The 18,745-nt window shown below is 68.5% G+C and carries 20 protein-coding genes; 8 read left to right on the top strand and 12 right to left on the bottom strand.

Annotation, left to right across the window (positions count from 1 at the left end):
- The first annotated feature begins 220 nt into the window (after positions 1-220).
- Positions 221-736 (top strand): hypothetical protein, encoded by a 516-nt coding sequence (locus AB0F51_RS01180; RefSeq protein WP_360272157.1) that lies wholly within the window; start codon positions 221-223, stop codon positions 734-736.
- On the opposite strand, the gene AB0F51_RS01175 is transcribed toward AB0F51_RS01180, so the two are convergent.
- The 7 genes from AB0F51_RS01175 to paaA form a co-directional block, all read right to left on the bottom strand.
- A complete protein-coding gene (locus tag AB0F51_RS01175; RefSeq protein WP_360272154.1) occupies positions 733-1,842 on the bottom strand; it encodes a serine hydrolase domain-containing protein in 1,110 nt (369 codons plus the stop codon). The genes AB0F51_RS01180 and AB0F51_RS01175 overlap by 4 nt on opposite strands.
- Positions 1,843-1,871: 29 nt before the next feature.
- A complete protein-coding gene (locus tag AB0F51_RS01170; RefSeq protein WP_360272152.1) occupies positions 1,872-2,678 on the bottom strand; it encodes a metal-dependent hydrolase in 807 nt (268 codons plus the stop codon).
- Between the two features lie 101 nt (positions 2,679-2,779).
- Positions 2,780-3,865: a 1,2-phenylacetyl-CoA epoxidase subunit PaaE gene (gene paaE / locus AB0F51_RS01165; RefSeq protein ID WP_360272150.1), complete on the bottom strand. Its 1,086-nt coding sequence runs from the start codon at positions 3,863-3,865 to the stop codon at positions 2,780-2,782.
- A 1-nt stretch (position 3,866) separates the two neighbouring features.
- Positions 3,867-4,343, bottom strand: a complete 477-nt coding sequence (paaD, locus tag AB0F51_RS01160; protein ID WP_360272147.1) for a 1,2-phenylacetyl-CoA epoxidase subunit PaaD — start codon at positions 4,341-4,343, stop codon at positions 3,867-3,869.
- Positions 4,340-5,080, bottom strand: coding sequence for a 1,2-phenylacetyl-CoA epoxidase subunit PaaC (gene paaC, locus AB0F51_RS01155; RefSeq protein ID WP_360272144.1), 741 nt, complete (start codon positions 5,078-5,080; stop codon positions 4,340-4,342). Before paaC ends, paaD begins: the two co-directional genes overlap by 4 nt.
- Complete coding sequence (gene paaB / locus AB0F51_RS01150; protein ID WP_360272141.1) at positions 5,077-5,388, bottom strand: 1,2-phenylacetyl-CoA epoxidase subunit PaaB; 312 nt, start codon at positions 5,386-5,388, stop codon at positions 5,077-5,079. Before paaB ends, paaC begins: the two co-directional genes overlap by 4 nt.
- Entirely contained in the window at positions 5,385-6,314 is a 930-nt protein-coding gene (paaA, locus tag AB0F51_RS01145; RefSeq protein ID WP_360272138.1) for a 1,2-phenylacetyl-CoA epoxidase subunit PaaA, read from the bottom strand. The genes paaB and paaA overlap by 4 nt, the downstream gene beginning before the upstream one ends.
- Before the next feature lie 177 nt (positions 6,315-6,491).
- Here paaA and AB0F51_RS01140 point away from each other — a divergent pair, with 177 nt between their 5' ends.
- Both AB0F51_RS01140 and AB0F51_RS01135 read left to right on the top strand, forming a co-directional pair.
- The gene (locus AB0F51_RS01140) at positions 6,492-7,709 is read left to right on the top strand and encodes a DUF418 domain-containing protein (protein WP_360272135.1); all 1,218 of its coding nucleotides are present in this window, start codon (positions 6,492-6,494) and stop codon (positions 7,707-7,709) included.
- A gap of 87 nt (positions 7,710-7,796) precedes the next feature.
- The gene (locus tag AB0F51_RS01135) at positions 7,797-8,411 is read left to right on the top strand and encodes a GNAT family N-acetyltransferase (RefSeq protein ID WP_360272133.1); all 615 of its coding nucleotides are present in this window, start codon (positions 7,797-7,799) and stop codon (positions 8,409-8,411) included.
- On the opposite strand, the gene AB0F51_RS01130 is transcribed toward AB0F51_RS01135, so the two are convergent.
- The gene (locus tag AB0F51_RS01130; RefSeq protein ID WP_360272131.1) at positions 8,398-9,366 is read right to left on the bottom strand and encodes a helix-turn-helix domain-containing protein; all 969 of its coding nucleotides are present in this window, start codon (positions 9,364-9,366) and stop codon (positions 8,398-8,400) included. The two genes, AB0F51_RS01135 and AB0F51_RS01130, sit on opposite strands and share 14 nt — an antisense overlap.
- A gap of 52 nt (positions 9,367-9,418) precedes the next feature.
- Between AB0F51_RS01130 and AB0F51_RS01125 the strand changes: the two genes are divergently transcribed.
- Positions 9,419-9,805, top strand: coding sequence for a cupin domain-containing protein (locus tag AB0F51_RS01125; protein WP_360272128.1), 387 nt, complete (start codon positions 9,419-9,421; stop codon positions 9,803-9,805).
- Here AB0F51_RS01125 and AB0F51_RS01120 read toward each other — a convergent pair.
- From AB0F51_RS01120 to AB0F51_RS01110, 3 genes are all read right to left on the bottom strand, one after another.
- On the bottom strand, positions 9,802-10,497 hold the full coding sequence (locus tag AB0F51_RS01120) for a DsbA family protein (RefSeq protein WP_360272125.1): 696 nt from the start codon (positions 10,495-10,497) through the stop codon (positions 9,802-9,804). The two genes, AB0F51_RS01125 and AB0F51_RS01120, sit on opposite strands and share 4 nt — an antisense overlap.
- A gap of 61 nt (positions 10,498-10,558) precedes the next feature.
- Positions 10,559-10,996: a VOC family protein gene (locus AB0F51_RS01115; protein ID WP_360272122.1), complete on the bottom strand. Its 438-nt coding sequence runs from the start codon at positions 10,994-10,996 to the stop codon at positions 10,559-10,561.
- Positions 10,993-11,574, bottom strand: a complete 582-nt coding sequence (locus AB0F51_RS01110) for a DinB family protein (RefSeq protein ID WP_360272119.1) — start codon at positions 11,572-11,574, stop codon at positions 10,993-10,995. Before AB0F51_RS01110 ends, AB0F51_RS01115 begins: the two co-directional genes overlap by 4 nt.
- Positions 11,575-11,670: 96 nt before the next feature.
- Between AB0F51_RS01110 and AB0F51_RS01105 the strand changes: the two genes are divergently transcribed.
- The gene (locus AB0F51_RS01105; protein ID WP_360272117.1) at positions 11,671-14,721 is read left to right on the top strand and encodes an AAA family ATPase; all 3,051 of its coding nucleotides are present in this window, start codon (positions 11,671-11,673) and stop codon (positions 14,719-14,721) included.
- 35 nt (positions 14,722-14,756) lie between these two features.
- A complete protein-coding gene (locus AB0F51_RS01100) occupies positions 14,757-15,842 on the top strand; it encodes a class I SAM-dependent methyltransferase (RefSeq protein WP_360272114.1) in 1,086 nt (361 codons plus the stop codon).
- 56 nt (positions 15,843-15,898) lie between these two features.
- Here AB0F51_RS01100 and AB0F51_RS01095 read toward each other — a convergent pair whose 3' ends face one another.
- On the bottom strand, positions 15,899-16,192 hold the full coding sequence (locus AB0F51_RS01095; protein WP_360272111.1) for a hypothetical protein: 294 nt from the start codon (positions 16,190-16,192) through the stop codon (positions 15,899-15,901).
- Between the two features lie 55 nt (positions 16,193-16,247).
- On the opposite strand from AB0F51_RS01095, the gene AB0F51_RS01090 reads away from it, so the two are divergent.
- Both AB0F51_RS01090 and AB0F51_RS01085 read left to right on the top strand, forming a co-directional pair.
- Entirely contained in the window at positions 16,248-16,904 is a 657-nt protein-coding gene (locus AB0F51_RS01090) for a TetR/AcrR family transcriptional regulator (protein WP_360272109.1), read from the top strand.
- Positions 16,905-17,009: 105 nt separating this feature from the next.
- The gene (locus AB0F51_RS01085) at positions 17,010-18,725 is read left to right on the top strand and encodes an alpha/beta hydrolase (RefSeq protein WP_360272106.1); all 1,716 of its coding nucleotides are present in this window, start codon (positions 17,010-17,012) and stop codon (positions 18,723-18,725) included.
- The last annotated feature ends 20 nt before the right edge of the window (positions 18,726-18,745 follow it).

Here is an 18,745-nt window from a genome sequence, read left to right as displayed (position 1 = left end):
AGATTACCGCTCCCAGCGCCTCAGGAAATGAGTAGGCCTGGTGGCTGTCCGCTCGGGGGTCCGGGCAGCCACCAGGCTCACTCGTCCTATCGCCGGAGGCCCAGGAGTCGTTACAGCTTCGGAGAAAAAAGTCAGAAAAACTTTCTGCAAATACTCTTCGTGCCAAACCGATCACGCTGGGTTGATTTCCGGTGACATGGCAGCCCGATACCCTCTGCCGGTGTCCACACCGCAGCTTGCCCCCCGCCCACCGGCCGCCGAGTCGATCACCATGACGATGCTCGGGCTGCTCTTCCCGGTGCCGATGATCGCCCTCGTCCTGTGGTTCGTGATCGGGACGGTGCACGGTCTCAGTGAGTTCCCGGCGAGCTGGACCGCCCTGGTCCCGCTCGCACTGGCCGTCGGCGCCTACTCGTTCTGCGAGCTCGTCGGCTTCCGCGCGCAGCCGATCCAGCCCGGCGGGCGACCGGCCGAGGTCGAGAACCAGTCCTGGCTGGCCTTCAACAAGTCGGCCTTCCTCCGGTTCGTGGCCTGCGAGGCGGTCTTCCTGGTGACGATCCCGATCGCCTTCGTCGTCAGCAGCTATTGGCCCGTACTGATCGGTGCCGCTTTGGCGCTCCCGCTGATCGCCTGGGAAGCCTGGCCCAGCAAGCGGAACCTCCAGCGCTTCGCCGCTTCCCTCGAGTCCGGCGGCCACCCGTCGTACCTCCTCGGCCGCCCGATCGACCGGGTCTAGGACGTCGCCTCGGCCAGCGCCGCCAGGAGGTCGAGCGGCCGCTGATCCGGCGAGGCTACGCGGACCTCGTTCATCAAGTAGGAGAAGCTGATCCCGCGGCTCGGCCAAGCACCATGACGAGACCCGCCGGCGCCGGCATGACCGAAGGCGTCAGCGGGCGTGCCAAGGTGCCCGGCCGCGGTCTTCAGTTCGAAGCCCGCGCCGTAGGCGATCTCACTCCCCCAGAACGGCTCGATTCCCCGCCGGATCTCCCGCCGCCCAAGCTCGACCGTCTCCGGACGCAGCACCCGCACGCCGTCGACCTCGCCGAGCAGCGACGCGTAGAACCGGGCCATCCCGCGCGCCGTCGCGAACGCGCCGACCGCCGCCAGCCCCGCACTCCGGTACTGCGCACTGTTCCAGATCTGGTCAGCTCCCGGCACCAGGAGTGGGTTCCGCAGCAACTGGCGTAGCGGATCAACCTCCTCAGGATCGGCCAGTACGCCGTCCGCCGCCACCATCGTGGAAGCCCTTGAATGCAGGGATTCCGGTAAGCCGATCCACACCTCCAGACCCAACGGAGCCGCGAACTCGTCGGCGAAGAACGCGCCCATCGACCGGCCGTCGGTCCGTCGTACCAGCTCGTCGAGGAGCCAGCCCCAGGTGGTCGCGTGGTACATGAACGCGGCCCGCGGATCGTCCGACGGAGCCTGCGCCGCCAGCTGCGCCGCGACCGCGTCGTGGTCGAGCAGATCCACCTTGCTGAAGTCGGTCCCCGGCAGGCGCGCCTGGTGGGACAGCACCTCCGCGACCGTGATCGCCTCTTTCCCAGCTGCACCGAACTCCGGCCAGTACTTGCTGAGCGGTGCCTCCAGCGCGACCACGCCACGCTCCACCAGGAGCAACACGGCAGCCGCCGACAGGCCTTTGGTACCGGAGAAGATCAGCTGGACGGTGTCCTCCGCCCAAGGCCCGTCAGGCCGGGCCAGTCCACCCCACAGGTCGACCACGAGGTGCCCGTCGCGGTAGGCCGCGAACCCGGCGCCGCGTTCGCCCCGTTCGGTGAAGTTGCGCTCGAACGCCGCCGCGACAGCACCGAACCCGTCAGCCGTCCATCCTGAGGTCATGCCGAGATAGTACCGACTGGTTCGATCTACTAGCCACCCGCGATCCAGACCGAGGTCGAGGACAGGATCGCGGCGTAGATTTCGCGGACGATCGGCATCGCGCCAGGCAGCAGGAGCACGCCCGCGACGATCAGGGCGGGGGCGATCAACAGGTTCTCGACCCAGCCGCCGGTGCGGAAGCGGAGATGCCGCGGCAGCCTGATCTCGTACCAGGTCTCGCCGCGGATCGGCAGCGGCCACAGCCACGGACAACCCGACCGAGTGAGACTGTCACCGAGGCAGTGCACGAACATGCCGACCGCGACGGCCGCGCCGATCCAACTGCCGATCTCGTCGAGACCCGCATGCAGGTTGTGGACAGCCGACTCACCAGGCAGCCAGGTGCCGGCGATCGTCCACACGCCCGCACCGAGAACAACCATCACAACCCAGTCGCCTAGGGCGTCCGCCGCCAGGATCAACCCGAGCAGAGCAACAGCCAGTACTGCGCGCCAACCACCCGCCGCGCCCGCACTCGAGGTCGCGATACCGAGCAGAACGGCGGCCACCAGCGTGTGACTCGCATGCCGATGCTGACCCGTGCTGTCCTCGTCGCGCGGACCCTTCGTGAGCGAGTACAGCAAGCTCGAGAAGGCCCGCACGACACTTGAGACGAACCCGGTGATCGGACCGAGCAACCGGGACGCGCCCGCACCCGGATGATCGAGGTCCGGCAGCAACGCGTAACCCGCCGTCGCCGCGGCGAACGGAACCACCTCGGCAACCGAGCTGAGCCCCACGAGCGGCGCCACCGCAAGCCCCGCACACCAACCGGACAACGCATGCGAACGCCCCATCACGGCGCCCCACCCCCATCAGTCGTGAGCCGCTGATTCTTTCAGCGCGAACCGACAGTTCCAGGGAGCCACACGGGTCGTGCCCGGCAGTTGCCTGACGCTCAGGCGTCGAAGTCGAGGGTTACTTTTTCGGTGGTGGGGTGGGACTGGCAGGTGAGGACGTAGCCGGCGCGGATCTCGTCCTGTTCGAGGGCCCAGTTGGTGTCCATCCGGACCGAGCCTTCGATGACCTTCGCCCGGCAGGTCCCGCAAACGCCGCCCTTGCAGGCGAACGGAGCATCGGACCGTACTGCGAGTGTCGCGTCCAGCACTGCCTTCGCGTGCTCGCCCAGCTGGAAGGTCGACCGGCGCCCGTCGAGGATCACCGTCACCTCGGCCGCCTCCGCGTCGATCACGGTCTCCTCGACGCGGGTCACCGGTGCTTCGTCCCCGACATGGAACAGCTCGGCATGCACGGTCTCGCGCGGCACCCCTTGCTCGAGCAGCAACTCCTGGGCGCCGACGACCATCGCGTACGGCCCGCAGAGGAACCACGCGTCAACCGACTTCACCGGCAGGATCGAGTCGATCATCCGGCGCAGTCGCTCGCTGTCGATCCGCCCGCTGAACAACTCGACCTCGGTCGACTCGCGAGACAGGACGTGCACCAGATGCAGCCGCTCGGCGTACACGTCCTTGAGGTCGGCGAGCTCGTCGGCGAACATCACCGAGCCCGCCGTGCGGTTGCCGTAGAGCAAGGTGACCCGGCTGTGCGGCTCGACCCGCAGGATGGTCGCGACCAGCGAGAGCACCGGCGTGATCCCGCTGCCCGCCGCGACGAAGGCGTAGTGCTTCGCGTTCGCCGGGTCGAGCGGCGTACCGAACCGGCCGAGCGGAGTCATCACGTCGACGGTGTCGCCGGGTTTCAGCTCGGACGCGGCGTACGACGAGAACTCGCCACCGGGGATCCGCTTGACCGCGATCCGCAGTACGCCGGAACCGGCCGGCGAGCAGATCGAGTAGCTACGCCGGACGTCGTCACCGGGCCGCCGGACGGTCAGGTGCTGACCCGCGGCGAACTCGTACTCCGCCTCGAGCTCCGGTGGCACGTCGAAGGTGATCGCCACCGAGTCCTCGGTGATCAGGTCGACCGCCTGCACCTTCAACGGATGGAAGGTCGCCCTGCGGCGCGTCATCGTCGTCGTCATGTCAGATCGCCTTGAAGTGATCGAAGGGCTCGCGGCAACTGTTGCAGCGCCAGAGCGACTTGCAGGAAGTGGACCCGAACCGGCTCAGCTCCGAGGTGTCCGGCGACCCGCACAGCGGGCACCGCAGCGTCAGGCTCACGGACACCGGCCCGCCGACCGCACGGCGACCCGTCGGCGGAGCGATCCCGTACTCCGTCAGCTTGGCCTTGCCCTCGTCGCTCATCCAGTCCGTCGTCCAGGCCGGGGACAACACGGTTTCGACCCGGCCTTTGAGGTGCAGCGAGTCCAGGGTCAGCTCGACCTCGTGCTTGATCAGGTCCATCGCGGGACAGCCAGAGTACGTCGGGGTGATCGTGACAACCACCTCGTCACCCTCGTGCCGGACGCCGCGCAGTACGCCGAGATCCGCGATCGTCAGCACCGGTACTTCGGGATCCGCGACCTCGCCGACTGCTTCCAAGATCGCGGCGTCACTCACCACGACGCTCCTGGGTGGGAACGCGCAACGTGCTGCAGCTCGGCGAGCAGATAGCCGAAGTGCTCGGTATGACGGCCTTCCCGGCCACCGCTGTGCTGGTACGCCGACGTCGGCCGCTCGCAGGTCGATTCGTCGATCACCTGCGTGACCCGGCGCAACCACTCTTCTTCCAGGCTCGACGGGTCGACAGCGACCTCGAGCCGCTGCACCAACTCGTCGGAGGCGAACATCTCCGCGGTGTACGGCCACATCGCGTCGAGGCCGGCCTGCATCCGGCGGTGGCTCTCCTCGGTCCCGTCGCCCAGCCGCAGGACCCACTGGGTCGCGTGGTCGACGTGGTACGCGACCTCCTTCACCGCCTTGCCGGCTACTCCCGCCAGGGTCTCGTCGGCACAGCCGCGCAGCTCTTCGTAGAGCAGGTGCTGGTACATCGCGAAGTACAGCAGCTTGGCGATGCTCTGGGCGAAGTCGCCGTTGGGCAGCTCGCACAGCTGGAGATTGAGGAACTCGCGCTCGTCGCGGAAGTAGGCCAGATCGTCCTCGGAACGGCCCGCGCCCTCGACCTCACCGGCGTACTGGAGCAGCGAGCGGGCCTGGCCGAGCTGGTCCAGCCCGATGTTGCCCAGAGCAACGTCTTCCTCGAGCTGGGGCGCGGCCGCGATCCACTCGGCGGTCCGTTGCGCCGCGATCAGGGCGTCGTCGCCGAGCCGAAGGGTGTAAGTGAAGAGATCGCTCACAGGTGTTCTACGCCTTCCGGGACCTGGTAGAAGGTCGGGTGCCGGTAGACCTTGTCGGCCGCGGGGTCGAAGAACTCGTCCTTCTCGTCCGGGCTCGACGCGGTGATGTCGGTGGCCGGCACGACCCAGATCGAGACGCCTTCCTGCCGCCGGGTGTAGACGTCGCGGGCGTTGCGCAGCGCCATCGTCGCGTCCGGCGCGTGCAGGCTGCCCACGTGCACGTGCGAGAGTCCCCGACGGGAGCGCACGAACACCTCCCACAGCGGCTCGATCGGCGGGCGCTTGGCGCCTTCGGTCGACTCGGTCATGCGGCGCTCTCCTGCATCTTCTTCGCTTGCTTCTCCGCGTACGCCGCGGCCGCCTCGCGCACCCAGGCGCCGTCCTCGTGCGCCTTCACCCGGTGCGCCAGCCGCTGCTGGTTGCACGGACCGTTGCCCTTGACAACTTCGTAGAGCTCACTGAAGTCCGGCTGGGTGAAGCTGTAGTGCCCGGTCGCCTCGTCGTAGCGCAGCCCGTCGTCCGGCACCCGGATGCCGAGCACGTCGGCCTGCGGCACGGTCATGTCGACGAAGCGCTGCCGCAGCTCGTCGTTGCTGTGCCGCTTGATCCCCCACGCCATCGACTGCTCCGAGTGGGTCGAGCTGGCGTCCGGCGGGCCGAACATCATCAGGCTCGGCCACCACCAGCGGTCCAGCGCGTCCTGCGCCATCGCCTTCTGCGCCTCGGTGCCGTTGCACAGCGTGTGCAGGATCTCGAACCCCTGCCGCTGGTGGAACGACTCCTCCTTGCAGACCCGGACCATCGCCCGCGCGTACGGCCCGTACGAGCAGCGGCACAGCGGCACCTGGTTGACGATCGCGGCACCGTCGACCAGCCAGCCGATCGCGCCGATGTCGGCCCACGTCAGCGTCGGGTAGTTGAAGATGCTGGAGTACTTCTGCCGGCCGCTGTGCAGCAGGTCGAGCAGGTCGGCGCGGTCCACGCCGAGCGTCTCGGCCGCGGCGTACAAGTAGAGGCCGTGGCCGGCCTCGTCCTGGACCTTCGCCATCAGGATCGCCTTGCGGCGCAGTGACGGCGCCCGGCTGATCCAGTTGCCCTCGGGCTGCATGCCGATGATCTCGGAGTGCGCGTGCTGCGCGATCTGCCGGATCAGGGTCTTGCGGTACCCCTCGGGCATCGCGTCGCGCGGCTCGATCCGGCCGTCGGCGTCGATCGTCGCCTGGAAGCTGTCCATGAATCCGAGCATAGCCGACTTGTGACACTTCGTCTGCCGATTCGACGAAAGGTGTCACAAGGTGGTGCTGGCACCACCGGAGAAGGGGGTTCAGGCCGCTGGGACAACGCCGGTGGCGCGAGCAGGATTGAGCACAACAGCTCAACCCTTCCACAGTTTCTGCAAAGGACAACTCCCGTGACTCAGCTCAGCACTTCACCCCCAGCGGCCGCCGATCACCGCGGGCCGGTCACCGGTACCGAGCGCGCACTGGCGCCGGACCTGATCCGCGGTGGAATGCTGCTGCTGATCGGCCTGGCCAACGCCGCCAACTACGCCTTCGCCGGCCAGCCCGGCCTCAACGGCAGCCCGCACGGCCTCGAGCGGATCCTCAACTTCCTCAAGATCACCCTGGTCGACGCCCGGGCCTACCCGGTCTTCGCGGTGATGTTCGGCTACGGCCTGGTCCAGCTCACCCGCCGCCAGCGCAACTCCGGCACCACCGCGAGCGGCGTACGGCGAATCCTGCTCAAGCGGAACGCCTGGCTGGTCGCCTTCGGCCTGGCCCACGCCACCTTCCTGTACTTCGGTGACTTCCTCGGCGCCTACGGATTGGTCGGCATCCTCTGCACGCTGGTACTGCTCAATCGAGGCGACAGGTTCCACAAGATCGTCCTGTGGATCTGGGGAGCGCAACTCGTCTACACGATCGTGCTGGCCGGCATGGCCTTGTTCGCCGTCGTCACCAGCTCCGGTCCGGCCCAGTCGGTCGAGAACAAGCCGAACCCGTCACTGGCCGCGACGAGCTACGCATCGAGCCTCGTCCACCGGCTGCACGAGTACCCGACGCACACCGCGACCGTGCTCGGCTTCACCGTCATCGTCTGGCTCGGCATCTGGGCCGCTCGCCGGCAACTGCTGGAGAACCCCAATGCCCACAAGGCATTGCTCACTCGGGTTGCCGTCGTCTGCATGAGCATCACCGTCCTCGGTGGCACGCCGCTCGCTCTGGTCGCCGCCGGCTGGCTGCACGTCGACGCGGCAGCACTCGAGTCGGTGAACTTCCTCCAGCACGTCAGCGGGCAGTTCGGCGGCCCCGGGTACATCGCGCTCTTCGCCCTGCTGGTCGGCAAGCTCACGGCCAACCGTCGTACGGCGGAGCTCGGTCTACCGGTCCAGGCGATTTCTGCTCTCGGCCAGCGGTCGATGTCGGGCTACCTGTTCCAGTCGGTCGCATGGCTGGTGCTGCTGGCGCCCTTCACGCTGAACCTCGGTGACCGCCTCGGCAGCACGGCCTTCACCGCCGCGGGTGTCGCAGTACTGGTCTGGACGGTCTCGGTGACCGGGGCCTACCAGATGAAGAAGCGGTCGTACCGCGGTCCGGCGGAAACGCTGCTCCGCAAGCTCACCTACTGACCACTCCCCCAGCCGCCTCCGGCAGGACACCTCCCCGACGGGTGTCCTGCCGGAGGCCTTCGTCATCCGCTTTGAAAGGATGGGGGCATGAACCACGACGACTTCGGCGTACCGGAACCGGAAAGCCTCACCGCGATGGGCGCCGCTGACGAGCCGATCGCCGAGTCGAGCGTGCGGCTGGCACTGCCGGCCGAGGCGGATGCGATCGGCGAGATCCAGGTGGCCGCGTGGCGCCGCTCGTACGACGGCCTGCTGCCCGCGGATGTGCTCGCCGACCTCAACCCAGCGCAGTTCGCCGCGCAATGGCGGGCCGCGCTGATCGCTCCGGGCGAGGCCCGCAACCGGGTGATGGTCGCGCTGGCGGGCCGGACGCTGGTCGGCTTCGCCGCGATCACCGCTTCGGACGACCCGGATTCCGATCCGCGCCACGACGCCGTGATCGCCGAGCTCGCGGTCGACCCCGAAGCGACCCGCGCCGGTCACGGCTCCCGGCTGCTCAACGCGGTCGTCGACACGATCCGCGCCGACGGCTTCAGCCGGGTGACCGTCTGGGTGAACTCGACAGACGACGTACTGCGTTCCTTCTACACCGAGGCCGGCTGGGCCCCCGACGGCGCGAGCCGCGAGCTCGACCTGTACGGCGACGGCTCAGTCCGGGTCAAGCAGGTCCGCCTGCACACGGACCCTTCTACTGAGGACTGAGGGCGAAACGCCGGCGGTAGTCGCTCGGGGTCAGTCCGGTACGCCGCCTGAGCTGGACGCGCAGGTTCGTCGCCGTACCGAGACCGCACTGGCGGGCGACCGCGTCGAGGCGCACTTCGCCTGCCTCCAGCAAACGGCAGGCCAGGGCGACCCGCTCCGCGGTCAGCCAGGCGAGCGGCGTCGTACCGAGTTCGGCCTGGAAGCGGCGATGCAGCGTGGCCTGGCTCATCGCCGCGCGGTCCGCAATGTCGGCGATGGTGAGTGGGCTCGCCAGCTCCTCGCGGATCCAGGTGAGCAACGGAGCCAGTGAGGTGTCGGCAACCACTGGCACGGGTTGATCGATGAACTGGCGCTGACCGCCGTCGCGATGCGCGGTGTAGACGAGCCGGCGACTGACGGCGTTGGCGATCTCGGCGCCGTGGTCGCGGCGGATCAGGTGCAGACCGAGATCGAGCGCCGCCGCGCTTCCGGCAGCGGTCAGAACGTTGCCTTCGTCAACAAACAGGACGTCGGGCTCCAGCTTCACCTCGGGATACATCGCACTGAAGAGCTCAGCCCAGCGCCAATGCGTGGTCGCCCGCCGACCGTCCAGTACGCCGGCTGCGGCGAGCGTGAAGGCGCCGGTGCAGAAGCTCACCAACCTCGCGCCGCGCGCGGCAGCCCGGCGTACCGCGTCGAGCACTTCGGGCTTGGCCGGGGTCTCGGGGTCCGGCCGGTTCGGCACGATGACCGTGTCCGCGGTGTCGACCTGGTCGAGCCCGGCGACGCCGGTCAGCGTGAAGAAACCGGAGTGCATGCCGATCGCGGGCTCCGGAGTACAGAGCACCAGGTCGTACCACTCGCGGTCCAGCTCCGGCCGGCGCAGGCCGAACAGTTCGGTCGCGACGCCGAGCTCGAACGGGTTGGACCCGTCGTCGACGATCACCACGACGCGATGCGAGGATTGTTTCGACATGTGCTATTCCTAGCACTCACGGCCCAACCCCGCAGCCGGTCACCCTGGACGGGTGACCAACGAACCGATCGACCTGCGCGCCGCCCTGTCCACCTTCGACGAGCTCTGGAGTCCGCGGATCGCCGCGCGGATCAACGACTACGACGTCCGCGTGACGCACGTGAAGGGCTCCTACATCTGGCACGTGCACGACACCACCGACGAACTCTTCCTGGTCCTCGAAGGCCAGCTCAGCATCGCCGTCCGCGATCCTGACGAACGCGTCGTCTCCCTGCCGGCCGGCTCGCTCTTCGTCGTACCGAAGGGCATCTACCACCGGCCGTTCTCCGACGGCGGCGCGCAGATCCTGGTGATCGACCCAGCCGGTACGCCGACCACCGGCGACACCCACGACCCGCTGCCCGACCACATCCGGACTCACACGGGCGTGGATCTCTAGACCGCCTGCAGCGAGCCGGCGGCGCGGAGGAGCAGGGTCTCGTAGACGGAGGGATCGTCGGCGGTGGCGATCGGGAAGCCGGTGCCGTAATCGCCGGTGTAGTGGACCTCCACTCCCGGGTTTGCCTGGTTCGTGCCGTCGGCCAGGAACAAGTGCGGGCTGCACTGGACGGTGTCGGTCTGGGAGATGGCGAAGTCGGCCATCACCAGCTTCCGGGCGCGGCCGTCGTCCAGTGCCGCCGCCAGTTGGTCGACGTCGACGATGCTCGTCTCGGCCGCGACGTCCAGCAGCACCGAACGCAGGCTGATGCACCGGCTGTCCACCCAGAACGCCTTGCGCAACGCGAGATCCAGCGCCTCGCTCGCCGCCAGCCCTTGCTCCTTGGCCGCCTGGACCGCCTCGAGCGCGGGCAGCGTGGTCGTCGGGTAGGACCAGTCGGGTGCCTGCCACAACTTCCACCCGGCCTCCGGATCGAGCCGCCCGATCGCCGACACCTCCGAGTCGGTCCCCGGCCGCGGGCTGCTGTGCCCGTTCAGCAACTCCAGCGGGAAGGCATGGTGGTCGAACGCGACCACACCTTCCAGCGCGAGCCGGGCCCGCGTCGTGTGCAGCCGGTGCACAGCAAGATGAGCAAACGAGCACCACAGATCCGAGAACACGACAATGGTCCCCGGCGCGACAGCAACAGTCATCGGTTTTCCCTTCAGAACAACGGAAAACCCACGGTAGCACAAATCCGGACCGCAGTCCGGTTCAAGCGACGCAGAACTCGTTGCCCTCGGGGTCCTGCATCACCAGGTGGAAGCCGTCCGGGTCGTCGGCCCGCCGGGCGATCGTCGCGCCGAGCGCGATCAGCCGCTCGCCTTCCTCCTCGACCTTCTCCCGACGGCTGTCACCGTCGAGCCCCGGCGCCACCTTGATGTCCAGATGCAGCCGGTTCTTGCCGGCCTTGGGTTCGGGCACCTTGAGGAAGAAGATGTCGGGGCGATCGCGCACCTTGTCGACGAGCGTGCGACCGGTGGGCCGCTGATTCTCCGGAATCCCTTGCGCATCGGCCCACTCCTGCCAACTGCTGAAGCCCTCCGGGACCCCCACCGGATAGTCATACCCACCCAGCGCCTCCCGCCAGAACTCCGCAACCCGCTCCGGCTCCGCACAGTCGAACACCACATGAAGATCGAACGCCGTCATCTCGTCACCATCCCAGCACGATAGAGGTCGCGAAGAAGGCAGATCTCGGCACCGTGGTGCATCACTTCCCGGTTGATGTGGGTAATGAGGGCCAACATCGAGTCATCGGCGAACGGGCCGCCGTTCGGGCCGAGTGGCCGCGCCAGACCATCGTCGTCGAGGGCCCGGATGGCGTCGTGCCAGCGGCCGTACCAGTGGTCCAGGAAGGCGAGGCCGGCGTCCGCAGTACCGGGGAGGTCTGACGGGATATGGCGTGGATCGAACATCGGCGCGTCAACCGCATCGTCGAAGAAGGTGCTCACCCGAGTGGCAAAGCAGCCGACCCCGACGTGCACCAGCCGCCAGGCGATCGTCGGCACCGGCGGGGGCGACGGCTCGTCACCATGATCGACGACAACCTTGCCGGTGGCATCTCGATGAACCGTCCAACTCGGCTGAACGGGCTCCCACAGATACTCGTCGTCCGTCAGCCCTTCCAGGCGCGGGCGCAGATGCACGTCCCAATAGAACTCCAGCTGCCCGATCAGCAACTCGCCATAAGCGCTCATGCGCAGGACCCTAGAGCTCATCACCGACATCTCCGTCCTCAGAGGGCATGTCGGCGAGGGTTGTGGATCGGTGACGGACAGAGATCAGGGCTTCCGCTGTGCGCGGGCGGGTCGCACAGTGGCGGTATGGCTGAGGGTGTGGTCGGCCGGGCGTGGGAGCTTGCTGCGCTGGCCGGTCTGCTGGACGAGGTCGAGCGCGGACGTGGTCGCGGCGCGCTCCTGCTGGGTGACGCGGGCATCGGCAAGTCGACCACGGCTGCGGCTTTCGCGGACACGGCGCGCGACCGTGGCCACCTCGTCGTCTGGGGCCGCTGCCCGGAGACCGAGACGCTGCCGTACTGGCCGTGGCGCCAGGCGTTCCGGGCACTCGGGATCGCGACCGCGTTGCCCGACGCCGCGGCGACCGGGCGGACCGCGGTCTTCGCCGAGGTAGCTGACCAGTTGGCCGCTGCCACGGCAGAGCGCTCAGTCGTGATCATCGTCGAGGACGTGCACATTGCCGACGGTCCGACGCTGGCACTGCTGCAGTTCGTCGCGGGCATCCTCCCCGAGCTGAGCTGTCTCCTGCTGCTCACCAGCCGCGACAACGCCGTGGATCTCCCCGAGCCGGCCGCGGAGGTACTCCGCGCACTACCAGTGTCGTTCGTCCGCCTCACCCTCGGCGGGCTGGACCGGATCGCAACCGGTGAGCTCGTCGAACACGTCCTCGGCAACCGGTACGACGCCGCCTCCGCGGACGCCGTGTACGCGCGGACCGGCGGCAACCCGTTCTTCGTCCAGGAACTGACCCGCCTGTACGCAGCCCGCGGGACAGCGACCCTCGAGACTCCGACCGGCGTACGCCAAGTGCTCGAACGACGGCTGGCACGCCTTGACCAGCAGACCCATGACGTCCTCGCGACAGCGTCAGTGCTGGGCGAGGAGATCGACATCCGCCTGCTCGCCAAGGTCAGGGACGCACCCGTGACCGAAGTACTGGCCCTGCTGGGTGGTGCGGTCGCGGCCCGACTCGCCGAAGTCGACGGAGACCGGGTTCGCTTCGCACACTCGCTCGTCCGCGAGGTCGTGTACGCCGGCCTCGGTGCTCTCCAGCGATCGGACCTGCACCTGCGAGCGGGACAAGCCCTGACCGGCCGCTGCTGCCGGACCGGAGAGCACATCGTGGCGCATGGCCTGCCGGTGATCGAGTCGTGCTGCAGCCCGGCTCTCGTCGAGGCGAACGCCGGCCAGGTCGCGGCGCACTACCGGGCTGCGGTCGGCCACCCGGAGGCGGCCGACCGGTCTCGTGAGTTCGCGCTGATCGCGGCCCGCGCCGCGATGCGGCAGGCCGGGTACGAACAGGCGGTGCGCTTCTACCGTTGGGCCGACGACACGGATGCCGTTGTGCGCTTCGAGCTCGGCGAGGCCCAGGTGCTGGCCGGCGAGCTGGCCGCTGGGAGGGACACCTTGCGGGCGGTGGCCCGCGATGCCATCGCCGGCGGCGATTCCGAGGCGGTCGCCCGGGCCGTGCTGGCGATGGGTGGAGGTCTCGGCGGATTCGAGGTCGACCTCGCCGACACCGAGCAGACCCGGTTGCTCGAACACGTCGTACCGATGTTGCCGGACGGCGCGTTGAAGGCGGCCGCGATCGCGCGGCTGGCGCTCGGTCGCACTCTGACCGACCACGGCGACGGGCCGCAGGCGCTCGCGCAGCAGGCGGTCGCACTGGCGCGCGATGCCGGCGATCCCCGCGCGGAGGTCGCGGCGCTGGCGGCCTGGTGCGATGTGTACTCCGGCCCCGACCACGTGACCGAACGGATCGCGGCCGGCGAGCAAATGCTGGCCACAGCCCTGTCGACAGGTGATGTCGCCCTTGTCCTGCTGGCCCGTCGGCAGCTCGTGGTGGCTCTGCTCGAAAAGGGCCGGTTCGCCGATGCCGACGGACAGATCGCAGCCTTCGCTCAGGCGGTGTTGCCGCTTCGACTTCCCTTGTACAGCTGGCTGGTGCCGATCTGGCAGGGCATGCGGTCGTTGATGACAGGCGCGCTGGACGAGGTGTCCGCCGCTGTCGCGCAGGCCACTGAGCTCGCCGACGATGCCGACAGTGTCAACGCCCGGTTGATGGTTTTCGCGCTGCGGGCCGCGCATGCGCACGTGACCGGCACGGTTCCGGAGTTGCGTGAGTACATCGAGCAGGTGATGGAGCCGTACCTGGGCAATCCGATGACCGATGGTCCGTCGGCCTACTACCTGGTGCAGGCCGGTGCTGCGGACCGGGCGCGCGGCATCGTCCGGCGCCGCGTCCGCGGCGGGCTGGGCGCGATCGCCAAGGACGCGGAATGGCTAGAAGCGGTCGCGCTGCTCGGTGAGGCGGGCCGCCTGGTCGACGCCGAAGAGGCGGTGGCCATCGCGTCGGAGGCCCTGAGGCCGTACGCCGGGCTGTGGGTGATCGACGGGATCGGCGGCGCCTGCCTCGGTTGCGTCGAACTGTTCCTCGGCCGGTTCGCGGCGCGACTAGGACACCCGGACGCGCGCCGGCTGCTCGAGACCGCACTCGCCGCACATCGCGCCATCGGTGCCGAAACACTGGCCGCCGAGACCGAACAGGCGCTGGCAGAACTCGGTGTCGGCAGGGTTCACAAAATCGCGGACACTGGCGAGTTACTGCGGCTCGGGGCGACGTGGCAAGCGAGCTGGCGTGGGCTCACCGTGCATGTCCAGGACTCCAAGGGCCTCCGCGACATCGCCGTACTGCTGGCCCGACCGAGGGTCCCGGTCAGCGTCCTGGACCTGTCCGGTCCTGGCCGTGCCGGCGGCGCCGATCTCGGTCCGCCGCTCGACGACGCGGCCCGCGCCGCGTATCGCGAGCGGTTGCGTGAGCTGGAGGAGGACCTCGCTGAGGCAGAAGCCGACAACGACCTGATCCGTGCCGAGAAGGCCCGGACAGAGCGGGACTTCCTCGCACACGAGTTGGCGAGCGCGCTCGGTCTCGGCGGACGGGCTCGAACCGCCGGCGACCCGGTGGAACGCAGCCGGAAGGCCGTGTCCTTGCGGATAGGCACGGCGATCAAGGCGATCGATCACGTGCACCCAGCGCTTGGTCGGCACCTTCGCGCCTCGGTCCACACCGGCCGCCAGTGCGTGTACGAGCCGGAGGACGACGTCACCTGGCATTGCCAGCTCACACCTGGCGCCTAGTGGGTGAAAGCAACCCACCAGCAAGGGAGACCGTCATGTCCACCACAACCACCGACACCGCACCTGCCGAAGCCGTCCTCGGCCGCCTCTTCGGCGCGGCACTGGGCGCGGCCGAGCTGTTCACGGTCTACCTCGGCGACGTCCACGGGATCTACCGGACGATCGGCGAGACCGGCCCGATCACGGCGACAGAGCTCGCCGACCGGACCGGCGTCGACCTGCGCTACCTGGTCGAATGGCTGCAGTCACAGGCGATCAGCGGCCTGCTCACGATCGACGGCACCGAGGTGTGGACCGACCGGTACGACCTCGCGCCAGGCGTCCGCGAGACACTGATCGAGCCGTCCAACCCGTACTACGCCGGCGGGCTCGCCGCGATCGCGCCGGCGCTCGGCCGGGCCTTCCCACTCCTGGTCGACGCGTTCCGGACCGGCGCGGGCGTTCCGTACAGCGCTTACGGCGCCGAGGCGGTCAGCGCTCAGGAGGCGCTGAACCGGCCGGCGTACGTGAACTCGCTGGTCGCGGAATGGGTGCCAGCCATCCCGGGGCTGCACGAACTGCTGTCGCGGGGCGCCCGCCTCGCGGACGTGGGGACCGGCGCCGGCTGGTCGGCGATCGCACTGGCCAAGGCGTACCCGAACGTCCGGGTGGACGGTTACGACAACGACGAGGACTCCATCTCGCGCGCCCGCCGCAACGCCACCGAGGAAGGCGTCGCCGACCGGGTCGACTTCGAGGTCCGCGACATCACCGCGGTGGCCGCCGCTGGTACGCGGTACGACGTGGTCACGTTCTTCGAGTGCCTGCACGACCTCGCCCACCCGGTCGAGGCGCTGACTGCTGCCCGGGACGCGCTCGCGCCCGGCGGCTCGGTGATCGTCATGGACGAGCGGGCCGACGACGTACTGACGACGCCGGGTGACGAGGTCCAGCGCTTCCTCGCCGCGGCAAGCGTCGTCTGGTGCACTCCCCAGGGCCGCGTCGAGCCCGACTCCGACGTCGTCGGCACCATGCTGCGCACCACCCACCTACGCCATCTCGCGGACCACGCCGGCTTCACGCAGGTCGACGTACTGCCGATCGACCACCCGTTCTGGCGCTTCTACCAACTAACCCCGTGAGAGCTGGCTGCACGAGTCAGGTCTGCCCGGCCCGCGCGAGCCGGGCAGACGTGGCTTCAGCGTTCTTCGATCAGGTCTAGGCGCTCGACGGTTGCGTCGGCGACCAGGGCGAAGGCTGCCTTCGCCTGGGGTAGTTGCGGGGCGGTGGCTACTGCCGCTTGGAGGGTTTCGTCGGACTCCCAGCGCCACAGGTCGAGCCAGGTGTCGTCGTCGGTTTTTGCCAGGCGGGTTTCGGCGAGGCCTGGGTACGACGCGCGGACGGCGTCGATCAGCTCAGCTCGGACTGTCAGCATCTCGGCCTGGTCGACCGACGGCTTGAGGGTGAAGCGGGTCAGGCGCAGGATCGTCATTACAAACTCCTTGTAGTTGAACTCTAGTGAGTGACTCTAGAGCTACACTACAGACATGAAGACGGTCAAGAAGGTCGACGGACGGTCCGAGAAGGCGCGCCAGACGCGCGCCCGCATCCTCGACGCCGCCGGCGAGTTGTTCGTGCGCGACGGGTACGGCGCGACGGCGTTGCAGGACATCGCCGACGAGGCGGGCTGCGCGGTGCAGACGATCTACTACAGCTTCGGCAACAAGCAGACGGTGCTGAAGGAGCTGGTCGACCGGACGATCGCGGGAGACGACGAGCCCGTGGCGACCATGGACCGACCTTGGTTTCGCCAGGCGATGGAGGCGGCGACGGCCGCCGAGCACCTCCGGCTTCACGTCAGCGGCACGCGGGCGGTGCTTGAGCGGGTCGCGCCGATCATGAAGGTTCTCGAGGCGGCCGCGGCAGCGGATCCGGGGATCGCGGCCCTCTGGCCGAACCAGGAAGATCCTCGTCTGATCGTCCAGACCGCGGCCGCCGCCAGCCTGCTCGGCAAACCGGGCGCCCGAACGGATCTCACCGTCGAGCGCGCCGCCGACATCCTCTTCGGCCTCCTCAGCCCCGAGCTGTACCTGCTGCTTGTCACCGGTCGCCACTGGTCGCCGGCCGACTGGGAGACCTGGAGCCGCCAAACCCTCGAAACCCAGCTCTGCAAGCGCCGAGATTTTGACGCGACACGCTACTAGCACTCCTGAGATCCGGCGCCGGGCCGGGGGTGGTGCTCGACCACGCACTGTTGACATGACAGATTGCGACGGTCCGATCACGCTTGGCCATCCGTTGGAGGATGTATGAAGTTCCGTACCCTGGCCGCCGGCCTCGGTATCAGCGCCACCGCCCTGTTCGCGATCCCGGGCTCGGGAGCGACAGCCTCGCTCCAGACCAGTACGGCGACCGTGCAGAGCGGACCCAACCAGGTGGCCAACCGGTATCTGAAACAGAAGCCGGTCTGGAAACAGTGCGGCGACCCGGAGTTCCGGACCTTCTGCGCCAAGATCACCGCACCCCGCGACTGGTCGAACCAGTACTCCGGTCACGACATCGAACTCGCCGTCAGCAAGGTCACCCCCGTCGGCAACACCAAGCCCACCCGGGTCGTGTTCGGCAACCCTGGCGGCCCGGGCGGCCCCGGGCTCGGCATGGCGCCCTACCTGGCCTCTCAGCCCGGCATCGGCAAGAACCACCTGTTCGTCGGCTTCGACCCGCGCGGCACCGGCGACAGCTCCAACGTCAGCTGCGACGGAGCCCCCGGCTTCACCATGGACGCGCGCGACCGGGACAGCGCCAACCTCGACCTGATCGCCGAAGCGGCCGACATGGCCAAGCCGTACTGCGAACGTCAGTCGCGCGGCCTGCTCCCCTACGTCAACACCGTGCAGACCGTCCAGGACATCGACCTGATCCGCCACCTGCTCGGTTACGACAAGATCGACTGGGTCGGCTACTCGGGCGGCACCTGGCTCGGCGCCTACTACCAGACCTACTTCCCGAACCACGTCGGCCGTTTCGTGCTCGACTCGAACACCGACTTCACCCGGCCGTGGTCGGACACCTTCCTGGCCCAGCCGCAGGCGTTCGAGCGCCGCTTCCGGGAGGACTTCGCGCCCTGGGCCGCGAAGTACGACGACCAGCTCCACCTCGGTTGGTCACCACGCTTGGTGATCAGGACCTACGAGCGGCTCCGCCGGGAACTCAAAAGGAAGCCGGCCGTCGAAGAGTTCCTGGACGGCTCGGTGCGGATCAGCTACGACCAGAATGCGCTCGACAACCTGGTCTCCAGCGATATGTATACAAAGGCGGATTTCCAGTCACTGGCCCTCGATCTCGCATTTCTGCGCGAACTGTCCGCCGCCCAAGCGGCCGGCGGGCCGAAGGCCGCACAACGCAAGGTCGACGCGTTGCCGCTCGCGCGTCAGCACCAACTCGTCCAGCGCGCGACCCGCAGTACGGTCGGGCTGCCGCCGATCGCCCGGGCCTTCGCCGACGATGCCGATGACGCCACCTTCACCGCGGTCACCTGCAACGACACGCCCTGGCCACAGGGCCGCGACTACGGCGACCAGCTCGCCGCGCGCTTCGGGCCGAAGTACCCGCTGCTCGGCTGGGGAATGAACGAGAACCCCTGCCTGTACTGGGATCGGCCCGCCCTCGACCTGCGGACTCCGACCGGCAAGGGGTTGCCCACTACCTTGATGGTGCAGTCCCAGCACGACCCGGCCACCAGCATCTCGCTGGCCACCTCGGCCCACCAGCGGTACGCCGGATCGCGGCTGCTCACCATCACCGGCGAGGGCGACCACGGGATCTACGGCGGCGTGAACAAGTGCGCGGACAAGATCATCAACACCTTCCTCACCACCGGCGTGGCACCGGCCGAAGACCTCAGCTGCAAAGGCGAGGGAATTCCGGCGCCGGCCATGGGGGAATCGGAATCCGAACCGCTGGACGACGCACCGCTGCGGCGGATCACCGGATTCACCAAAGCGGTGTCGGGATATCTTCACTGAAGCACCGTGGAAGTGGTGAA

The organism is Kribbella sp. NPDC023855 (assembly GCF_040639475.1).
Lineage (GTDB): Bacteria > Actinomycetota > Actinomycetes > Propionibacteriales > Kribbellaceae > Kribbella.
This window is presented reverse-complemented; position numbering and strand designations above follow the sequence as displayed.

What these genes read in the sequence shown, in the direction of transcription:
- paaE (WP_360272150.1), bottom strand. Translation starts at nt 3,865, where the DNA reads ATGACGACGACGATGACGCGCCGCAGGGCGACCTTCCATCCGTTGAAG.
- AB0F51_RS01170 (WP_360272152.1), bottom strand. Translation starts at nt 2,678, where the DNA reads ATGGGGCGTTCGCATGCGTTGTCCGGTTGGTGTGCGGGGCTTGCGGTG.
- AB0F51_RS01120 (WP_360272125.1), bottom strand. Translation starts at nt 10,497, where the DNA reads ATGACTGTTGCTGTCGCGCCGGGGACCATTGTCGTGTTCTCGGATCTG.
- AB0F51_RS01105 (WP_360272117.1), top strand. Translation starts at nt 11,671, where the DNA reads ATGGCTGAGGGTGTGGTCGGCCGGGCGTGGGAGCTTGCTGCGCTGGCC.
- AB0F51_RS01095 (WP_360272111.1), bottom strand. Translation starts at nt 16,192, where the DNA reads ATGACGATCCTGCGCCTGACCCGCTTCACCCTCAAGCCGTCGGTCGAC.
- AB0F51_RS01100 (WP_360272114.1), top strand. Translation starts at nt 14,757, where the DNA reads ATGTCCACCACAACCACCGACACCGCACCTGCCGAAGCCGTCCTCGGC.
- AB0F51_RS01130 (WP_360272131.1), bottom strand. Translation starts at nt 9,366, where the DNA reads ATGTCGAAACAATCCTCGCATCGCGTCGTGGTGATCGTCGACGACGGG.
- AB0F51_RS01085 (WP_360272106.1), top strand. Translation starts at nt 17,010, where the DNA reads ATGAAGTTCCGTACCCTGGCCGCCGGCCTCGGTATCAGCGCCACCGCC.
- AB0F51_RS01090 (WP_360272109.1), top strand. Translation starts at nt 16,248, where the DNA reads ATGAAGACGGTCAAGAAGGTCGACGGACGGTCCGAGAAGGCGCGCCAG.
- paaA (WP_360272138.1), bottom strand. Translation starts at nt 6,314, where the DNA reads ATGGACAGCTTCCAGGCGACGATCGACGCCGACGGCCGGATCGAGCCG.
- AB0F51_RS01115 (WP_360272122.1), bottom strand. Translation starts at nt 10,996, where the DNA reads ATGACGGCGTTCGATCTTCATGTGGTGTTCGACTGTGCGGAGCCGGAG.
- paaB (WP_360272141.1), bottom strand. Translation starts at nt 5,388, where the DNA reads ATGACCGAGTCGACCGAAGGCGCCAAGCGCCCGCCGATCGAGCCGCTG.
- AB0F51_RS01175 (WP_360272154.1), bottom strand. Translation starts at nt 1,842, where the DNA reads ATGACCTCAGGATGGACGGCTGACGGGTTCGGTGCTGTCGCGGCGGCG.
- AB0F51_RS01110 (WP_360272119.1), bottom strand. Translation starts at nt 11,574, where the DNA reads ATGTCGGTGATGAGCTCTAGGGTCCTGCGCATGAGCGCTTATGGCGAG.
- AB0F51_RS01135 (WP_360272133.1), top strand. Translation starts at nt 7,797, where the DNA reads ATGAACCACGACGACTTCGGCGTACCGGAACCGGAAAGCCTCACCGCG.